Genomic DNA, 15,855 nt, shown 5'->3' with positions numbered 1-15,855 from the left:
TTGGCGCTTGCGCGCTGTTTTGATGAAGATTCGCACCTCTATCAAAACGGGTAACCCCGCCTCTTGGCAAGGCCTTACTGTCAGATCAAGTCTGAACTTCTACACCTCAAGGGCATGCCCGAAGCGCTCGCTGCCGTGTTTCCGGCGACGACGCTGCAAACCTGCATCGTCCACCTGATCCGCAACAGCCTCGATTACGCGAGCTGGAAGGACCGCAAATCGCTCGCTGCCGCGATCCGGCCGATCTACACCGCACCGATCGCCGAAGCCGCACAGGCCGAACTAGATCGCTTTGCCGATGGGCCATGGGGCGAGAAATTCCCGCCGGTCAGTGCGGCCTGGCGTAATGCCTGGGATCGTGTGATTCCGTTCTTTGCGTTTCCACCGGAAGTGCGCAAAGTGATCTATACGACCAACGCCATTGAGAACATCAACTCGCAACTACGCAAGATCATCAAGACCTGCGGGCACTTCCCGAGCGATGATGCCGCAACCAAACTCATCTGGCTGGCGCTGCGCAACATTACGGCCGATTGGGGGCGAGCGGCCAAGGACTGGAAGACAGCAATGAACCAATTCGCTATCCTTTACGCGGATCGATTCGTTCGACCGTCCGTGTAATTCTCAACCCGCCTTGAACACGGAAATTCTGACACCCCCCGGCCAACTGGCAAAGCCGCATGAGAATCGACCCGCGCCGCGTTAGCGTTGCGCCTCCGCTCGGCAGCCCCGCGTGCACACCTCACACGCGACACCGCCGGGCACCGCCTCATTCGAGCGCCCCCCTCAGCGCGCCCCCATCCGCACCCGAGCAATCAGTAGTGTCACCAGGCTAATCGCCGCCGCCACCATCAGGTACAACCCCGGCGCCAACTTGTCGCCCGTCGCCGCAATCATCCACGCCACCGCCAGCGGGGTAAAGCCGCCAAAGATCGTCGTGCCCAGGTTGTATCCCACCGCCATGCCCGTCACCCGCGTCCGCGTCGGGAACAGCGACGACATCAGCGCCGGAATCGGCGCAAAGTACACCGCCTTCAACGTGCCCACCCATAACATCACAACCATCATCGCTGCCAGCGACGCATGCGCGTTCATGAACGCAAACGCCGGATACACCGTGCACAGGAACAACACGCCCGCCACCAACATGATGCGAATTCGCCCCACCTTGTCCGACCAGTGCCCAACGAACGGCGTAAGCGTCATGATCACGAAACCCGTCACCAGCGTCGCAATGTAGCCCTGCGACGGCGGCAAACCCAACTGCTTCGTCGCATACGTCGGCATGTACAGAATCATGTAGTTCGCCGTCGTCGTCAAAATCAGTGCCCCAATCGACACCAACAGCCGCGACTTCTGCTTCGCCAACACCTCCCACACCGGCGAACGCTCCTCGCCATCTCCCGCCGCCCCTCGCTTGCGAGCAATGTCATGCTCAAAGGCCGGAGTCTCGTCCACATACTTCCGGATGTAGAGCCCGATCGGTCCCACCAGCATCCCAAACACGAATGGAATGCGCCATCCCCACGACTCCAGTTGCGGCTGCGTCAGCATGCCCGTCAGCACCGCCCCAAAGGCCGACGCCAACAACGTACTCGCCCCCTGACTCGCAAACTGCCAACTCGACATGAAGCCCGGCCGGTTCGGCACATGCTCCACCAGAAACGCCGTCGAGCTGCCAAACTCGCCGCCCGCCGAAAACCCCTGCACCAAACGCGACACGAAAATGCCAATCGGCGCCCAAACACCAATCGCCGCATACGTCGGCATGAACGCAATCAGCCCCGTGCCCAACGTCATCATCGCAATCGATAACATCAGCGACGCACGACGGCCACGACGATCCGCATACGCGCCCAACACAAATGCCCCCAACGGACGCGCAAGATACGACAGCGCAAACGTCCCCAGCGCCATCATCAACGACACCGTCTCGTCGTGCGCTGGGAAAAACAACTTCGAAATCGTCACCGCGAAATATCCGTAGACGATCAAGTCATACCATTCAAGTGCATTGCCGATCGACGTCGCAACGATCAACTTGTAGACGGGTACCTCCGTACGCGCCCCCTCTGCGCCGCCCCCCGTTACCCCCGTTACCCCGGTCACACCCGTCACGTGATCCGCCCCAGCGGCGGTAGCAGAGCTGTTCATCGCGGCTTCCCCTCTTCAGGTTCACATCCCCCAAATCCCAAAACAAACCCGCCATGATCTGCAACGCCTCGCGCGCCACCGATCCCAGCAGATGCTCGTCCGGCGCGTGCTGCGAACACGCCGGGTACGAGTGCGGCACCCACAGCGTCGGCAGCCCCAGAACGTCCGCGAACACGTCGTTCGGCAACGTGCCCCCCAGATTCGGCAGCAGCACCGGCGGCTTGCCCGTCGTCTCGCGCATCGACGTCAACGCCCACAGCACCCACGGATCTTCCGGATCGAGACGCGTCGCCATCACGCCGCGCTCAACCTCCACATCGACCATCGCAAAGCCATGCGCGTCGAGATGCGCACGCAAGATCTCGCCCGTCTGCTCCCAATCGGTGCCGACAACGAAGCGCATCTGCATATGCGCATAGGCATACGGCGGAATCGCGTTCACCGGCTTCTCAGGATTGCCCGTCTTGAACGCCAGCACCTCAATGTTGTTCCAGCCGATCACGCGCTCCGTCGGCGTCAGCCCCGGCTCGCCATAATCGATATCGACCTCGGGATCGTTCGGCCCGCCGCCCACCTCCAGCCCGGCAAGCGCGCGACGCACCGACGCAGGCAACTCAGGCGGACGCAGCCCCTCCACAAGAATCTTGCCGTTGCCGTCGACCATCGACGCAATCGCATTCGCCAGCACAACCCCCGGATTGCGCAACAGCCCGCCCCAGTTCCCCGAGTGATGCCCCCCGTCGCGCAAATTCAAACTGAGCTTGAAATTGACGAGACCGCGCGACCCAAGGAACACCGTAGGACGCTGCGCCGCCAGTCGCGGCCCGTCCGAGGCAATCAGCACATCGGCATGCAGCTCGTCACGCAACCGCTCGCAAATCGCATGCAGGCCCGGCGAGCCCATTTCCTCGCCCATCTCCACAATCATCTTCACGTTGTATCCAAGCGTGCCGCCGCGTGATGCCAACACCTCCGCCAGCGCCGACAGGTTGATCGTGTGCTGGCCCTTGTTGTCCGCCGTGCCGCGCCCGTACCAGCGATCGCCTTCGACGACGACCTCCCACGGCTTGAGCCCCGCGCGCCACTGCGCGTCGTAGCCGCGCACCACGTCGCCGTGCCCGTAGGTCAGCACCGTGGGTGCGTCGTCGCGCTCATGGCGGTGCGCGATAAGGAACGGCCCACCACCCGGCACCGGATTCGGTTCGATGCGCGACGTAAAGCCCAGCGCCGCAAGCGCGGGCATCATTTCGTCGGAAAGATAGGCGTGAAGTACGTCGCCACTGTCTGCCTCCTGACTCTCGGTCCTGTAGGCGACACGGCGGTTGAGGGTATCGAGGAACGCGCCCGAATCGTACTGGGCGGTGGCTTGGGCAATCGCTGCGCTACGGGTCACTGCTCGTCTCCAGATGGCTAGTCAAAGCACGGTTGCGTGTCTCGCACGTCTCGGCGACGCGTGTCGACCGCACGCTACGGCACAACCGTTCAGGCCATTCTAGGAGGGGGTATTTTTGACAACAATGATAATATTTCGAAGGTTTCGTTGCCATTTCGGCAAAGCAAAATTCGCCACGGATTCCACCTTTCGGCCAGCGTCACCTCTCATTCACCGCCAGGTATTCCATGCAAACTCACGCGCTGCGTTACTTTCTCGAAGTTGCCCGCACCGGCTCGCTCAGTCGCGCCTCGGAGCGCCTGCACGTGGCCGTCTCCGCATTGAGCCGTCAGATCGCGAAGCTCGAAGAAGATCTCGGCACGCCGTTGTTCGAACGTCGGCCGCGCGGCATGGTGTTGAGCGAAGCCGGCGAATTGCTCGCCGACCATGCACGCCGCGTACTGCTCGACGCAGAGCGCGTGACGTCGGAAATCCGGGGACTCACGGAAGTGGGTCGCGCGACGATTCGTGTCGCGAGTGCCGAGGGGGTTGCACGGGATTTCCTGCCGCAGGTCTTCGCGCGTTTTCGCGAAACGTATCCCGGCGCACATTTCCTGCTCGACGTCGTGTCGCCGTTCGTCGCCACCGAGCGCGTGCGCGATGGCGAAGCCGATATCGCAGTGTGTTTCAGCGTTGCGCCGGAAAAAGGGGTCCAGGTCGTTCACACGCAGCCCGCGCCAATCTACGCGCTGATGGCCAAGAAGCACCCGCTCGCCAAACACCGCGACATCGCCCTGGCCGACCTGCTGCCCTACCCGTTGGCGCTATCGAACGCCGGGGTGACCATCCGACAAATGTTCGACCTGTGCTGCACGCTCGAAGGCCTGCTGTTCGAACCGGTATTCGTCAGCAACTATCACGCATCGCTGCACAGCTTCGTGCGCTCGGGCAACGCGGTCACGCTCACCGGACTGCTGACGGTGCGCAGCCGTCTCGCGCCCGAACGGCTCGTCGCGATCCCGATTCGGAATCCATCGCTGCACCAGCGCTCGCTACAAGTGCAGACGATGGCCGGCCGCACCCTGCCCGCCCCCGTCGAAGCCTTTCTCGGCCTGCTGATCGACGCCATTCGCGCCCCTGAGATTCTCGACAAGCCCTTTGTCTGACAAGCCGGGCCCGATAAGGAATACCTGTGCCTGTGCCGATACGTCGTCGGCACACGCGTACTGGCGTCGACGAAATGGCAAATGGCAAACGGCAGCCGATCCGGCCGCCGTCCGACCAACACTTACCGGCGACGTCCTCCGTCAGCCCTTCACGGCATCGCGCACCTGCTCAAGCGCCGCCGGATCTTCGAGCGTAATGAGATCGCCCGTCTCGCGGCCCTCGCAAATCGCCTGAATCGCGCGACGCAACAACTTGCCGGAACGCGTCTTGGGCAGCATCGTGACGAAGAACACGCGCGCCGGGCGCGCCACCGCCCCCAACTGCCTGTCCACCGTCTTCATGACATCGCCCTCCAGCGCCAGACGCGCCTCGGGCGTGTCCGCCAACTCCGGCCGACGCAGCACCGCGAACGCCATCGCCACCTGCCCCTTGAGCGCGTCCTGCGCACCGATGACTGCCACCTCCGCGACCGCCGGATGGCTCGCAATGCTCTCCTCGATCTCGCGTGAGCCGAGCCGATGGCCCGCCACGTTGATCACGTCGTCCGTGCGTCCGAGAATGAAGTAGTACCCGTCCTCGTCGCGCACGCCCCAATCGAAGCTCGAGTACAGCATGCGGCCCGGCACCGTCTGCCAATAGGTTTTGACGAAGCGAGCATCGTCCCCCCAGACCGTGCTCATGCATCCCGGCGGCAACGGCCCTTCAATAGCGAGTACGCCCTTTTGATTCGGCCCGCAGTCTTCGCCCGTGGCCTCGTCGACGAGCTTGACGTCGTAGCCATACACCGGCTTGCCCGGCGACCCGAGTTTGCCCGGCATGGCCTCGATACCGCGCGCCATGCCAAGAATCGGCCAGCCCGTCTCCGTCTGCCAATAGTTGTCGACCACCGGTTTGCCCACCCCCTCGGTGAGCCACTTCGCCGTCGGCTCGTCGAGCGGCTCGCCCGCGAGGAAGATCAGCCGCAGCGACGACAGGTCGTACTGCGTGAGATACGCCGGGTCCTGCTTCTTGAGCACGCGTATCGCCGTGGGCGCAGTGAAAAGCTGCGTCACTTTGTATTTCTCGACGATGCGCCACCAGATCCCGCCATCGGGGCGGATCGGCGTGCCCTCGTACATCACCGTGGCAATCCCCGCGAGCAACGGCGCATACACGATGTAACTATGCCCGACCACCCAACCGATGTCCGACGCGCAGAACATCGTGTCACCCGGCTTCGCACAGAAAATGTGCTGCATCGACGACGCCAGCGCGACCGCATATCCGCCCGTATCGCGCTGCACACCCTTGGGCTTGCCGGTCGTGCCAGACGTGTAGAGCACATACGACGGCTCGCTCGACTCGAGCCATTCGCACGGAACGAAGGCGTCGAGGTGCTGCTCGCGCAACGGCGCGTAGTCGACGTCGCGGCCATCCACGCGCGTCATCGGCGCCAGACCCCGGTCGATCAGCAACACGCTCGATGGCTTGTGCTGCGCAAGCGTGATGCCTTCATCGAGAAGTGGCTTATAGGGCACGACCTTGCCATTGCGCGAACCGGCGTCTGCCGAGACGATGACGCTCGGCCTTGCATCGTCAATGCGTGCCGCCAGATTGACCGACGCAAATCCGCCAAACACCACCGAATGAATCGCACCCAGTCGCGTGCACGCGAGCATTGCGAACAACGCTTCGGGCACCATCGGCATATAGATCAGCACGCGCTCGCCGCGCCCGACACCCAGCGATTGCAGCGATGCAGCCATGCGATTGACTTCCGCCGCCAGTTCGTCGTACGTATAGACACGCTCCTGCTCAGTCTCGGTCGACACCCAGATCAGCGCATTTTGCGCGCCGCGCGACGGCAGATGGCGGTCGACGGCGTTATGACACAGATTCGTTCGCCCACCGACGAACCAGCGCGCGAACGGCGGATGGTCGTAGTCAAGCACCTGGGTGAAGGGCGTCTCCCAATCGATCAACCGCGCTTGCTCCTCCCAGAAGGCCGCGCGCGAATCGGGGGCAATTGAGCGTGCGTGAAACGACGCATACGAAGTCATGATGTCTCCTTGCATATAGGGATAGGCTCGCGCGCCCGGCAGCCAATCCCGGCGATGCCGGAGACGGACGGACGAGCTTGCGCGGCGCCGGATCGGGCCGGCAGGGTCGAGTGGCGTGTCGCCACCGACCGTCAATGCGTTTTGGTGCAATGAAATCGTCGGACACGGGTGACGTGTCTCGCGCTCAGTGTGCGCGTTGACGCTTACGGAAGGCTTACCGGACGGCCTCGCCGAATTCCCGAAACGCTAGGGGATTACGCTGAGGCGAGGGGACGCCTGACGCAGACGAGGAGGCTCGCGCGCCGCCCCGCCCCTTGCGCAAGGTCACACCGCAGCCTCGCGCCCCGCACTTTGCCGCCAGCCACGTACGAACATCTCGACGGCATATAGCCGTCGGATCGTCGTCATCGATTCGAGCGGGTGATGCGCCATCCTGCCGATGGCCCGCCGGCACACATCGCGATCGATCCATCCCGACGCTGCACAGTAGCCCTCCAGGCACACCTCTTCCACATGCGGCAGATGAGCGGCGAGGCCAGCCCCCAGGACACGCTTCGTCGCGCCCTTGTCACGACGCCAGAGATTCGGCAGGCCACTGGCCAAATATGCAGCACGGCGCAAGGGCAACCGATTGTGGATCGCATTGAAGAGCCGGTAGGTCGGCATCGTGAAACCGGCCTCGACGACGGGCTGCGTGAGGAACGGGAATACCGTACCGCCCCCAGCGAGCGACGGATGCACCTCGATGTCGCGAAGATTGCCGAGCGTGCCGAGAAGCTGCGCCCGCTTGCCCGGACGGATGCAAAGCGACCAACGCGCGAGCCACGCCTGCGCAAGCGGCTCCGTGAACTGGGTCGCGCCGGCACGCGCCGCCGCTGTGAGCAGGCCGTCGGCGGGCGCGGCGACGCCATTCGCGTGGCGCTGACGCAACTGCGCGAACGCGTCCTGCGCCACCCACCACAGCGGCGAGCGCTGCATGACCGCCAGATCGCGCCACGCGCCAAGCGCTCGCTGCCATTGACCGTCGGCGAAGGCGTCGAGAAACGCACCGTTGGGCGGCGGAGCAAGGAATAGTGCCTCACCGCCATGGCTGTTGACGAGTCGATGCCCGCGATACGACACCAGGCGCTCGCGCACGGCCTCGAGCCGCCCGAGCTGGCACAGGTGCATCGCGGGACGCGCCAGACGCGGGATCGTGGCGGGCGGCGAGAACTCGGCACATTCGACGTCGATACGTTCGAGCGCCATGCGCACATACCGCGCCACCATGTCCGCGTTGCGCGACTCGTCAAGCGATGTCGACGCCGGATCGCGATGGTTGACGGCCGTGAAGCAGCCCGCGCGGCCCGGGTGGCCCGATTCGGCAAGCGCCAAAGCGAGGGTGGTCGACTCGACCCCACCCGGCAGTTCGAGCATGGCAGGCTGGTCGCCGAGACAGCGCTCGGCCGAGCGCCGCAGCAATCCCAGCAGCCCCGTGCCCGATGCCACCTCCCGGATCTCGCTCGCGCTGCCGCCCGGTCGCCACGACGGCCACCACACGACGAGGGTCTTCGGCGCGCCACGCGCCGGAATCCACAGCGCGTGCCCCAGCGGCAAACGCTCCACGTCGTGGAGCGCGCACTGCCCGCCACCAAGATCGCCGTGAACGAGGAAGGACTTGAGCGCCGCGCGATCGAACGTCGGGCTGGCGTCGGCGATCGAGGCCGGGTCGGACGCAACGTGCACCGCACCGTCATGGCAGAAGCGGTAGTACGTCGGGCAATGACCACACGGATCGCACAACACGAGTGTCGCGCCACACCAGCGGTCATGCACGATGAGCCGATAATGCCCCCAATACTGCTCGACAAAACGCTCCGGCGATTCGAGCGCCATGCGGGCCAGTTCGATGCCCGGCGGTACTTCACGTCCATCGTCCTTGCGGAACACGTGCCCGCTTACATACCACGCGAGCAATTCGCTCTCCCCGCTCGTATGCCGGCGCTCCCCGCCTGCCTCCGGGCGAATGCGGGCGGTGGGCTGGCCATCCAGTCCGTGTAGCACGACCGCGCCGGGCAGCGGCACGTGCCGCTCGGCCGGTCCCGGTCTCAGGCGGGCAAGTTTCATGACAGGCTCCGTTTGACTTGCGTCTTGCGCCCACCGCGTCGCATGCACCGCACGCACCGCTCACCGCGGCAAACACAGCGTGCATGCGTGCATGGCAGGTATGACAACGCTGCACCGGGCTGCGCGGCTATCAGGCAGGGCACGCCATCGTGCGCGCATCCGGTACCCGATGACGGAAAACCAGCGGGTTCGGATGCGGCTTTCCCGCGTGTCCGTGCCTTCTCCCTATCGGGCGCATTTTCGAATGATTGCGAACGAAATCGTCCGTCGATCCATGATAGGGAACGCGCGCCAGTTCATTCTTGGGAATTTTCCGAAGGTCGACGTCAAGCAGGTGCAGAGACTTGCGAGACATGGGGCAGCCGACAAAGCAAAACGCCCGTGAGGGGAATCCTCACGGGCGTTCTGTCATGCTCCGACGACGTGGCGATCGCCGGACGGACCTGACACTGTCGCTTAGCGTTGTGCCGTCCGGGTGACCTTGGCCGGCGCCTTCTTGGCAGCGGGCTTCGCCGCTGTCCGGGCCACCGTCTTTGCCGGGGCTTTGGCCGCGACCTTGGCCTTGGCCGTCTTGCCACCGGATGGGGCAGCCTTGGTCGTTCGTGCGGTCTTGGTCGGGCTGGCGGCTGGTCGATGGTCGACTACGCGGATCAGCTTGCCATTCTTGCCACGCACCAGACGCGTGCGCGGCGCGGCGCTACTCTCGCTGGCAGCGGGCGCAGCGGAAGCGGCGGAAGCAGCGGCAATGCGCGAGGCTTCCTTGACCGGCACGTGCAGCACCAGCAGTTGGCCCGCGGTGAGCGTGTCGCGACGCAGACGGTTCCAGCTCTTGATTTGCGCGACGCTCACACCACTGCGCGACGCCACGCGAGCGAGCGTGTCGTACTTGCGAGCGCGCACCATCACCTTGCGTGTATCGGGAATATCCGGCTCCAGCGCCAACACGGCATTTCTCGCGACCGATGCGCTGATGTCCTGGTCGATGTCGTCCGAGCGCGGCACCAGCAGCGTCGAGCCGGCCTTGAGGCGCATGCGCGGCGCAATGTTGTTGACCGACCGGATGATGGCCGCATCGACGCCCAGCTTGCGCGCAACGTCCTCGGGACGCTCACGCGACGCCGACGTGTACGTCGTCCAACTCGACAGCGGCTTGTCGTAGCTCTTCAGACGGCGTTGGAACACTTCGGCGCTATCGAACGGCAGGAGAATCTTCGGCTGCGCAGCACCAAGAATCACGGGCTTGCGGAACGACGGATTGAGTGCACGGAATTCGTCGAGCGGCAGGTCGGCCAGCTTCGCGGCCAGTGCGACATCGATGTCGCGCTTGGTGGTCACGCTGACGAAATACGGGTGATTCGGAATGTCGGGCAGCTTCACGCTGTACATTTCCGGATGCGCAATGATGTTCTTGATCGCCTGCAGCTTCGGCACGTAGTAACGCGTCTCGGTCGGCATGCGCAGGCTCAGATAATCGGTCGGCAGCCCTTGCGCCTGATTGCGGTCGATTGCGCGCTGCACGTTACCTTCGCCCCAGTTGTAGGCCGCGAGCGCGAGATGCCAGTCGCCGAACATCGCATAGAGCTTCGAGAGGTAGTCGAGTGCTGCGGTCGTCGAGGCGAGCACGTCGCGGCGCTCGTCCTGGAACATGTTCTGCTTGAGGTTGTACGTCTTGCCCGTGCTGGGGATGAACTGCCACATACCGGCGGCCTTGGCCGTCGAGAGCGCCTGCGGGTTGTACGCGCTTTCCACGAACGGCAGCAGCGCGAGCTCCGTGGGCATGTGACGCCGCTCGAGTTCTTCTACGATATGAAACAGGTATTTGCTCGAACGCGCGATCATGCGCTCGACATACTCGGGTCGCTGCGCGTACCACTGCGTGCGGTCCTGCGCGAGGTCGGTATCAAGATCGGGGATGGCGAATCCGTGACGAATGCGTGACCAGAGATCGGCATCGTCGCTGCCGTAGGCGAGATCGTTGATCGAGTCCTTGTCAAGGTCGATGGTCTGGTCGCTCGAGACTCGCTGCTTGCTCTTGGCGGTCGAGGCGAGAGGCGATTGACCCTGCGCATTCGGCGTGGAATTCGACGCACCTGTGGTCGGCGCTGTGCTGGCACACGCTGCCAGCAGCAGCGCCAGTAGCAAGCTAACGATAAGTCGCATTGATCGGGCTCGAATTGGGTGGCATCTTCATGAAATTGGCATGGATGGTAAGGAAACCCTTCAGATGCGTCAACCTTTCTGCCTAATTTTTTCGCAAAAATTACGCGAAAACACCCTAATTTTGAGGGTTATCCCTGATTTTGATTGGGACCAATGTGGCCGAAGCGACACACTCATATCGCGTACGCGATGCCATCGACAGGACCTCGAAACATCGCATGGTAGGCATCCGGCAAGGCTGAGCAGGTGAGAGCAACCGTGTCAACGCCCACTTTGTGACAATCGCCATGCCACGTCTTGCTGTTGACAGCGCGACGGACTCAGGATTATCGGAACGTATCTTTCGCGCCGCGCACCGCAGCGAATACCGCTTCGCGGGACAGTTGTGTGCGCTCGGCGTGACGCTCGGCAAAGGCGACGATTGCCGGCGCGTCGCTGCGCAGGAAGGGGTTGGTCAGGCGTTCCTGGGCGAGTGTGGTGGGCAGCGTCGGGCGACCGGCGGCGCGACGCGCCGTTGCCTCGTCGTGCCACGCCGCAAGCGCGGCGTTATCGGGGTCGACCGTCAATGCGAAACGGATATTCGACAGGGTGTATTCATGCGCGCAATGCACGAGCGTGGCTGGCGGGAGCGCGGCCAGGGCGTCCAGCGATGCGAGCATCTGCGCGGGCGTGCCTTCGAACAGGCGGCCGCAACCGCACGAGAACAACGTGTCGCCGCAGAACAGATGCGGCGTGCCCGTTGCATCGGCACTGAGGAAATAGGCGATGTGTCCTGCCGTATGGCCGGGCACGTCGATCACCGTCAGCGTCATGGCCGGTGCTTCGATGCGCACCGTCTCGCCGCCGCTATGCGGATGATCGACGCACGCGATCGCTTCGTGCGCCGGACCGTGCACGGGCACATCGAAGTGTTCGAGCAAGGTCGCGACGCCGCCAATGTGATCGGCGTGCTTGTGCGTGATGAGAATGGCACGCAGCGTGAGGCCGCGCGACCGGAGATAGGCGAGCACCGGCATGGCGTCGCCCGGATCGACCACCACGGCATCTTTGCCGTTGTCGACGACCCAGAGATAATTGTCCTGGAACGCGGGGACGGGGAAGACGGTCATTGTCTCGGCCGACGGCTCACTCACCGCAACTGCATGCGCATCCATATATACTCGCCACCATGTCAGAACGTCCGATTATAGACTGGCCCATTTGGCTGGTCACACCGCCAGGCCGCTACGCGCTCGCATGGGAACAGGCCCTTTTCGACCAGTGGGTCGGGGATCTGTTCGGCTATCACGCGCTGCAACTCGGGCGCCCCGAGCTCGATACGCTGCGCGAAAACCGAATGCCTTACCGAGGCCTCGTGCTCACCGCCGCGCGCGGCGTCGATGCCTCACCGCTTATGACCAAGGCGGCCAGCGACACGACCTGCGGCACACCGTCGTACGATGCCGGCGCCGCCGACATGGTCGCGCGCGACATTCTCGTGAGCCGCTTCGACGAGTTGCCCATCGCCACGGCGAGCACCGACCTCGTCGTCCTGCCGCACGTGCTCGAGTTCGCGGAGAACCCTCACGACATCCTGCGCGAAGTCGAGCGCATTCTTGTGCCCGAGGGGCAGGTCATCATCACCGGTTTCAACAATCTTAGCCTGTGGGGCGCGCGCGAGGAACTGGGCAGACTGGCAGGCTCGCCGTTCTTGCCGCCGGGCGCCGATCTGATTGCGTTCACTCGCCTGAAGGACTGGCTCAAGCTGTTGTCCTTCGACATCGACCGGGGCCGCTTCGGCTGTTATCGGCCGCCTTTGCGCGGCGAGCACTGGCTACAGCGCTTCGAGTTCATGGAACCTGCAGGCGATCGTTGGTGGCCGATCTTCGGTGCGCTCTACGCGGTGCGCGCAGTCAAGCGCGTGCGAGGTATGCGCTTGGTCGGCAAAGTCCGCAAGCGTATACTCGGCCTCCAGCCGGCGGCGGCGCCGGTGGCCACCCCCAACACCACGCATCGCCGGATAGCGCGAGCGGCCGACGCGCCCGATTGATTGTTTGAGAGATGACCTTGCCGCAAGTTGAGATCTATACCGACGGTGCCTGCAAAGGCAATCCTGGCCCCGGCGGCTGGGGCGCCCTGCTCGTCGCGGGCAAACACCGCAAGGAAATGTTCGGTGGCGAAGCCAACACGACCAACAACCGCATGGAGCTTCTTGCCGTCATTCGCGCGCTGGAAGCCCTGAACAAACCCTGTCGTGTCGTGCTCCACACCGACTCGCAGTATGTGCAGAAAGGCATCAGCGAGTGGATACATGGCTGGAAGGCCCGCGGCTGGAAGACCGCCGCCAAGGAGCCGGTGAAGAATGCCGACCTTTGGCAGACGCTCGACGTCGTCGCGCAGAAGCACGAGATCGACTGGCGCTGGGTCAAGGGCCATGCCGGACATGACGGCAACGAGGCCGCCGACGAGTTGGCCAATCGAGGCGTGCAGAGTCTGCGCCGCGCCTAGCGCGACGGTGGCGACGGCGACGGTGGCGACCGCCGCGACGTCAAACGACGGGCCGGCACCCACATCATCCGCGCATTGCGTGAGGCTTCATGGCCCGCAGCGCGATCAATCCGAAAGCTACGAGATTCATCGAACATCATGCGCCAACTGATCCTCGATACCGAAACCACCGGCCTGAATGCCAAGACGGGCGACCGTCTGCTGGAAATCGGTTGCGTCGAACTGGTCAATCGCCGCCTGACCGGCAACAACCTCCACTTCTACATCAATCCCGAACGCGACAGCGATCCGGGTGCGCTGGCAGTGCACGGACTCACGACCGAGTTCCTCGCTGACAAGCCTAAATTTGCCGAAATTGCCGAAGAGTTGCGCGAGTATTGCCGCGACGCGGAGATCATCATCCACAACGCGGCGTTCGACCTGGGTTTTCTGGACATGGAGTTCGGCCGCCTGGGCTGGCCGCCGTTCATGCAGCACTGTTCGGGATTGATCGACACGTTGCTGCGCGCCCGGGAAATGTTCCCCGGTCGGCGCAATTCGCTCGATGCGCTTTGCGAGCGTCTCGGCGTGAACAATGCACACCGCACGCTGCACGGGGCATTGCTCGACGCGGAACTGCTCGCCGACGTCTATCTGGCCATGACACGGGGTCAGGAGAGCCTTGTCATCGATACCGGGGACGGCGACGAAAGCGAGACCGGCGTGCCTCGAGAAAAGATTTCGCTGCGTCAGTTCGACCTGCCGATCATCGCGGCTGCGAGCGACGAAGTGACACAACACGATGGCGTGCTCAACGACATCGACAAGGCCATGAAGGGAACGTGCGTATGGCGCACGCAGCCGGCGCCGCCCGAAAGCGAAGCGTCGCAGGCTGCGTGAATGGGCAAGAAGCCGTCGCGAAAATTCGCGCAAAGGGCTTCCCAAGCGAAGAAAAGATCCCTATAATCGCTGTCTTTGCTGCTTGCGAGTCATCGCGAGAAACGGCGTGAAGTGATCGAGAGATATCGTCACGGCGGCAGCAAAAAAAGAACACAGGAACAGTTGCAGGCTTCTGCGAAAACAGTTAAAGTTCTGCTCCTGATTGCGAAGCAAAACTTCAGCAATCAACACTAATTCATTGATTTAATTAATGATTTGGGTGGTTAGCTCAGCGGTAGAGCACTGCCTTCACACGGCAGGGGTCACAGGTTCAATCCCTGTACCACCCACCAGTACTTTCGGTGCCTTCGTGCTACACGGCACGGCAATGGGCACAATCCAGAAACGTACTGACAACCTCAGAAAGCCCACGTATCAGGCGAAAATTCGCCGCAAGGGCATCCCCGCACTCTCCAAGACATTCGAAACCCGAGCTGCCGCCGAACGGTGGATCGAGGAAACCGAACCCTCGCTTTCCCGCGAACCCCAGCGTGACCCTCTGTTAGCTGACCTGACCTGACTGCTTTTTTCGTACCACTGGTGTCTAGAGATTTATGGCCCCGGTGGTTGTAACAACTTCGCTAGCCCGGCGAAATTCTGCCGGGGTCAGGTACTGCAAACTCGAATGCGGACGCACCTCGTTGTAGTGAGTCCGCCAATCTTCGATCACGATCCTCGCTTCGATCCGGTTCCGAAACCACTCCATCGCCAAACACTCATCACGGAATTTTCCGTTGAAGCTCTCGTTGGTGCCGTTCTGCCAAGGCTTTCCCGGATCAATCAACACTGTCTCGATCTGCTCCTGGACCGCCCATTTCAACAGCGTCGTGCTAACAAATTCCGGTCCATTGTCTGACCGAAGATAACGGGGCGCTCCGTGCACGCTGATCAACCGACTTAGCACTTCAATGACTCGGCGTGAGCGAATCGATCCCGCCACATCGATCGCCAGGCATTCCCGCGTGTATTCGTCAACCACGGTCAGACATTTGACTTGCTGGCCGTTCGCGCAAGCATCGAACACGAAGTCATAGCACCACACCGAGTTGCGGGTTGCCGGCGCATGGGGCCGTGGACGACTGCCGGCCACGCGGCGCCTGCGTCGCTTCTTCGGTATTTGCAGCCCCGCCTGCGCCCAGAGCGAGGCACATCGACCACGGCCGAGACGATGCCTTCGCGCCCGAGCAATACCCGGATGCGGCGCGAACCGAAGCGCGGAAACTGCCCTGACAACGCTTGCATAGCTTCGATCACGGGCGCGTTCTTGCCGGGCATCTGGGGTGTATAGCCCAAGCTCGAACGGCTTACCTGCATCAGCGCACACGCTCGCCGTTGGCTCAAGCCCCGTTCGACTGCAAACCGGACTTGCTCGCAGCGAACCTGCGCGCTCACCATTTTTTTGCGCCGATCTCCTTCAAGATCTGAATGTCCAATGCTTGGTCGGCGACCAAC

At 63.1% G+C, this 15,855-nt stretch carries 10 protein-coding genes, 1 tRNA gene and 2 pseudogenes; 6 read left to right on the top strand and 7 right to left on the bottom strand.

Features of this window, described 5'->3' with window-relative positions; all coding sequences use genetic code 11:
• Positions 1-105: 105 nt before the first annotated feature.
• Positions 106-621 (top strand): annotated as a pseudogene (locus ACE3UG_RS21615) (transposase); the annotation flags it as partial.
• A gap of 165 nt (positions 622-786) precedes the next feature.
• On the opposite strand, the gene ACE3UG_RS21610 reads toward ACE3UG_RS21615, so the two are convergent.
• Entirely contained in the window at positions 787-2,109 is a 1,323-nt protein-coding gene (locus ACE3UG_RS21610; protein WP_374627776.1) for an MFS transporter, read from the bottom strand.
• Positions 2,006-3,547: a M20 family metallopeptidase gene (locus ACE3UG_RS21605; RefSeq protein ID WP_374627774.1), complete on the bottom strand. Its 1,542-nt coding sequence runs from the start codon at positions 3,545-3,547 to the stop codon at positions 2,006-2,008. The genes ACE3UG_RS21610 and ACE3UG_RS21605 overlap by 104 nt, the downstream gene beginning before the upstream one ends.
• A gap of 227 nt (positions 3,548-3,774) precedes the next feature.
• Here ACE3UG_RS21605 and ACE3UG_RS21600 point away from each other — a divergent pair, with 227 nt between their 5' ends.
• Positions 3,775-4,692: a LysR family transcriptional regulator gene (locus tag ACE3UG_RS21600; RefSeq protein ID WP_374627772.1), complete on the top strand. Its 918-nt coding sequence runs from the start codon at positions 3,775-3,777 to the stop codon at positions 4,690-4,692.
• Positions 4,693-4,833: 141 nt separating this feature from the next.
• Here ACE3UG_RS21600 and ACE3UG_RS21595 read toward each other — a convergent pair whose 3' ends face one another.
• The 4 genes from ACE3UG_RS21595 to gloB all read right to left on the bottom strand — a co-directional run bounded on the left by ACE3UG_RS21595 (position 4,834) and on the right by gloB (position 12,152).
• Positions 4,834-6,732: a propionate--CoA ligase gene (locus ACE3UG_RS21595; RefSeq protein WP_374627770.1), complete on the bottom strand. Its 1,899-nt coding sequence runs from the start codon at positions 6,730-6,732 to the stop codon at positions 4,834-4,836.
• A gap of 324 nt (positions 6,733-7,056) precedes the next feature.
• The gene (locus ACE3UG_RS21590) at positions 7,057-8,838 is read right to left on the bottom strand and encodes a hypothetical protein (protein WP_374627768.1); all 1,782 of its coding nucleotides are present in this window, start codon (positions 8,836-8,838) and stop codon (positions 7,057-7,059) included.
• 456 nt (positions 8,839-9,294) lie between these two features.
• Positions 9,295-10,998: a transglycosylase SLT domain-containing protein gene (locus ACE3UG_RS21585; protein ID WP_374627766.1), complete on the bottom strand. Its 1,704-nt coding sequence runs from the start codon at positions 10,996-10,998 to the stop codon at positions 9,295-9,297.
• 326 nt (positions 10,999-11,324) lie between these two features.
• Positions 11,325-12,152: a hydroxyacylglutathione hydrolase gene (gloB, locus tag ACE3UG_RS21580; RefSeq protein ID WP_374627764.1), complete on the bottom strand. Its 828-nt coding sequence runs from the start codon at positions 12,150-12,152 to the stop codon at positions 11,325-11,327.
• Between the two features lie 14 nt (positions 12,153-12,166).
• Between gloB and ACE3UG_RS21575 the strand changes: the two genes are divergently transcribed.
• From ACE3UG_RS21575 to ACE3UG_RS21560, 4 genes are all read left to right on the top strand, one after another.
• Positions 12,167-13,027 (top strand): methyltransferase domain-containing protein, encoded by an 861-nt coding sequence (locus tag ACE3UG_RS21575; RefSeq protein WP_374627762.1) that lies wholly within the window; start codon positions 12,167-12,169, stop codon positions 13,025-13,027.
• An 11-nt stretch (positions 13,028-13,038) separates the two neighbouring features.
• Complete coding sequence (rnhA, locus tag ACE3UG_RS21570; protein ID WP_374627760.1) at positions 13,039-13,485, top strand: ribonuclease HI; 447 nt, start codon at positions 13,039-13,041, stop codon at positions 13,483-13,485.
• 138 nt (positions 13,486-13,623) lie between these two features.
• Entirely contained in the window at positions 13,624-14,364 is a 741-nt protein-coding gene (gene dnaQ / locus ACE3UG_RS21565) for a DNA polymerase III subunit epsilon (protein WP_374627758.1), read from the top strand.
• Between the two features lie 257 nt (positions 14,365-14,621).
• Positions 14,622-14,696: transfer RNA gene (locus ACE3UG_RS21560), tRNA-Val, on the top strand.
• Between the two features lie 251 nt (positions 14,697-14,947).
• Here ACE3UG_RS21560 and ACE3UG_RS21555 read toward each other — a convergent pair.
• Positions 14,948-15,855 (bottom strand): annotated as a pseudogene (locus tag ACE3UG_RS21555) (IS3 family transposase); the annotation flags it as partial.

This window comes from Pandoraea sp., from assembly GCF_041919235.1.
Taxonomy (GTDB): domain Bacteria; phylum Pseudomonadota; class Gammaproteobacteria; order Burkholderiales; family Burkholderiaceae; genus Pandoraea.
Note: the sequence above shows the minus strand (reverse complement) of the source record. Positions and strands in the feature narration are given on the sequence as shown.

Excerpts from the sequence above, each read along its gene's own strand:
- ACE3UG_RS21600 (WP_374627772.1), top strand. The coding sequence starts at position 3,775 with ATGCAAACTCACGCGCTGCGTTACTTTCTCGAAGTTGCCCGCACCGGC.
- ACE3UG_RS21595 (WP_374627770.1), bottom strand. The coding sequence starts at position 6,732 with ATGACTTCGTATGCGTCGTTTCACGCACGCTCAATTGCCCCCGATTCG.
- ACE3UG_RS21590 (WP_374627768.1), bottom strand. The coding sequence starts at position 8,838 with ATGAAACTTGCCCGCCTGAGACCGGGACCGGCCGAGCGGCACGTGCCG.
- ACE3UG_RS21585 (WP_374627766.1), bottom strand. The coding sequence starts at position 10,998 with ATGCGACTTATCGTTAGCTTGCTACTGGCGCTGCTGCTGGCAGCGTGT.
- gloB (WP_374627764.1), bottom strand. The coding sequence starts at position 12,152 with ATGGATGCGCATGCAGTTGCGGTGAGTGAGCCGTCGGCCGAGACAATG.
- ACE3UG_RS21575 (WP_374627762.1), top strand. The coding sequence starts at position 12,167 with ATGTCAGAACGTCCGATTATAGACTGGCCCATTTGGCTGGTCACACCG.
- rnhA (WP_374627760.1), top strand. The coding sequence starts at position 13,039 with ATGACCTTGCCGCAAGTTGAGATCTATACCGACGGTGCCTGCAAAGGC.
- dnaQ (WP_374627758.1), top strand. The coding sequence starts at position 13,624 with ATGCGCCAACTGATCCTCGATACCGAAACCACCGGCCTGAATGCCAAG.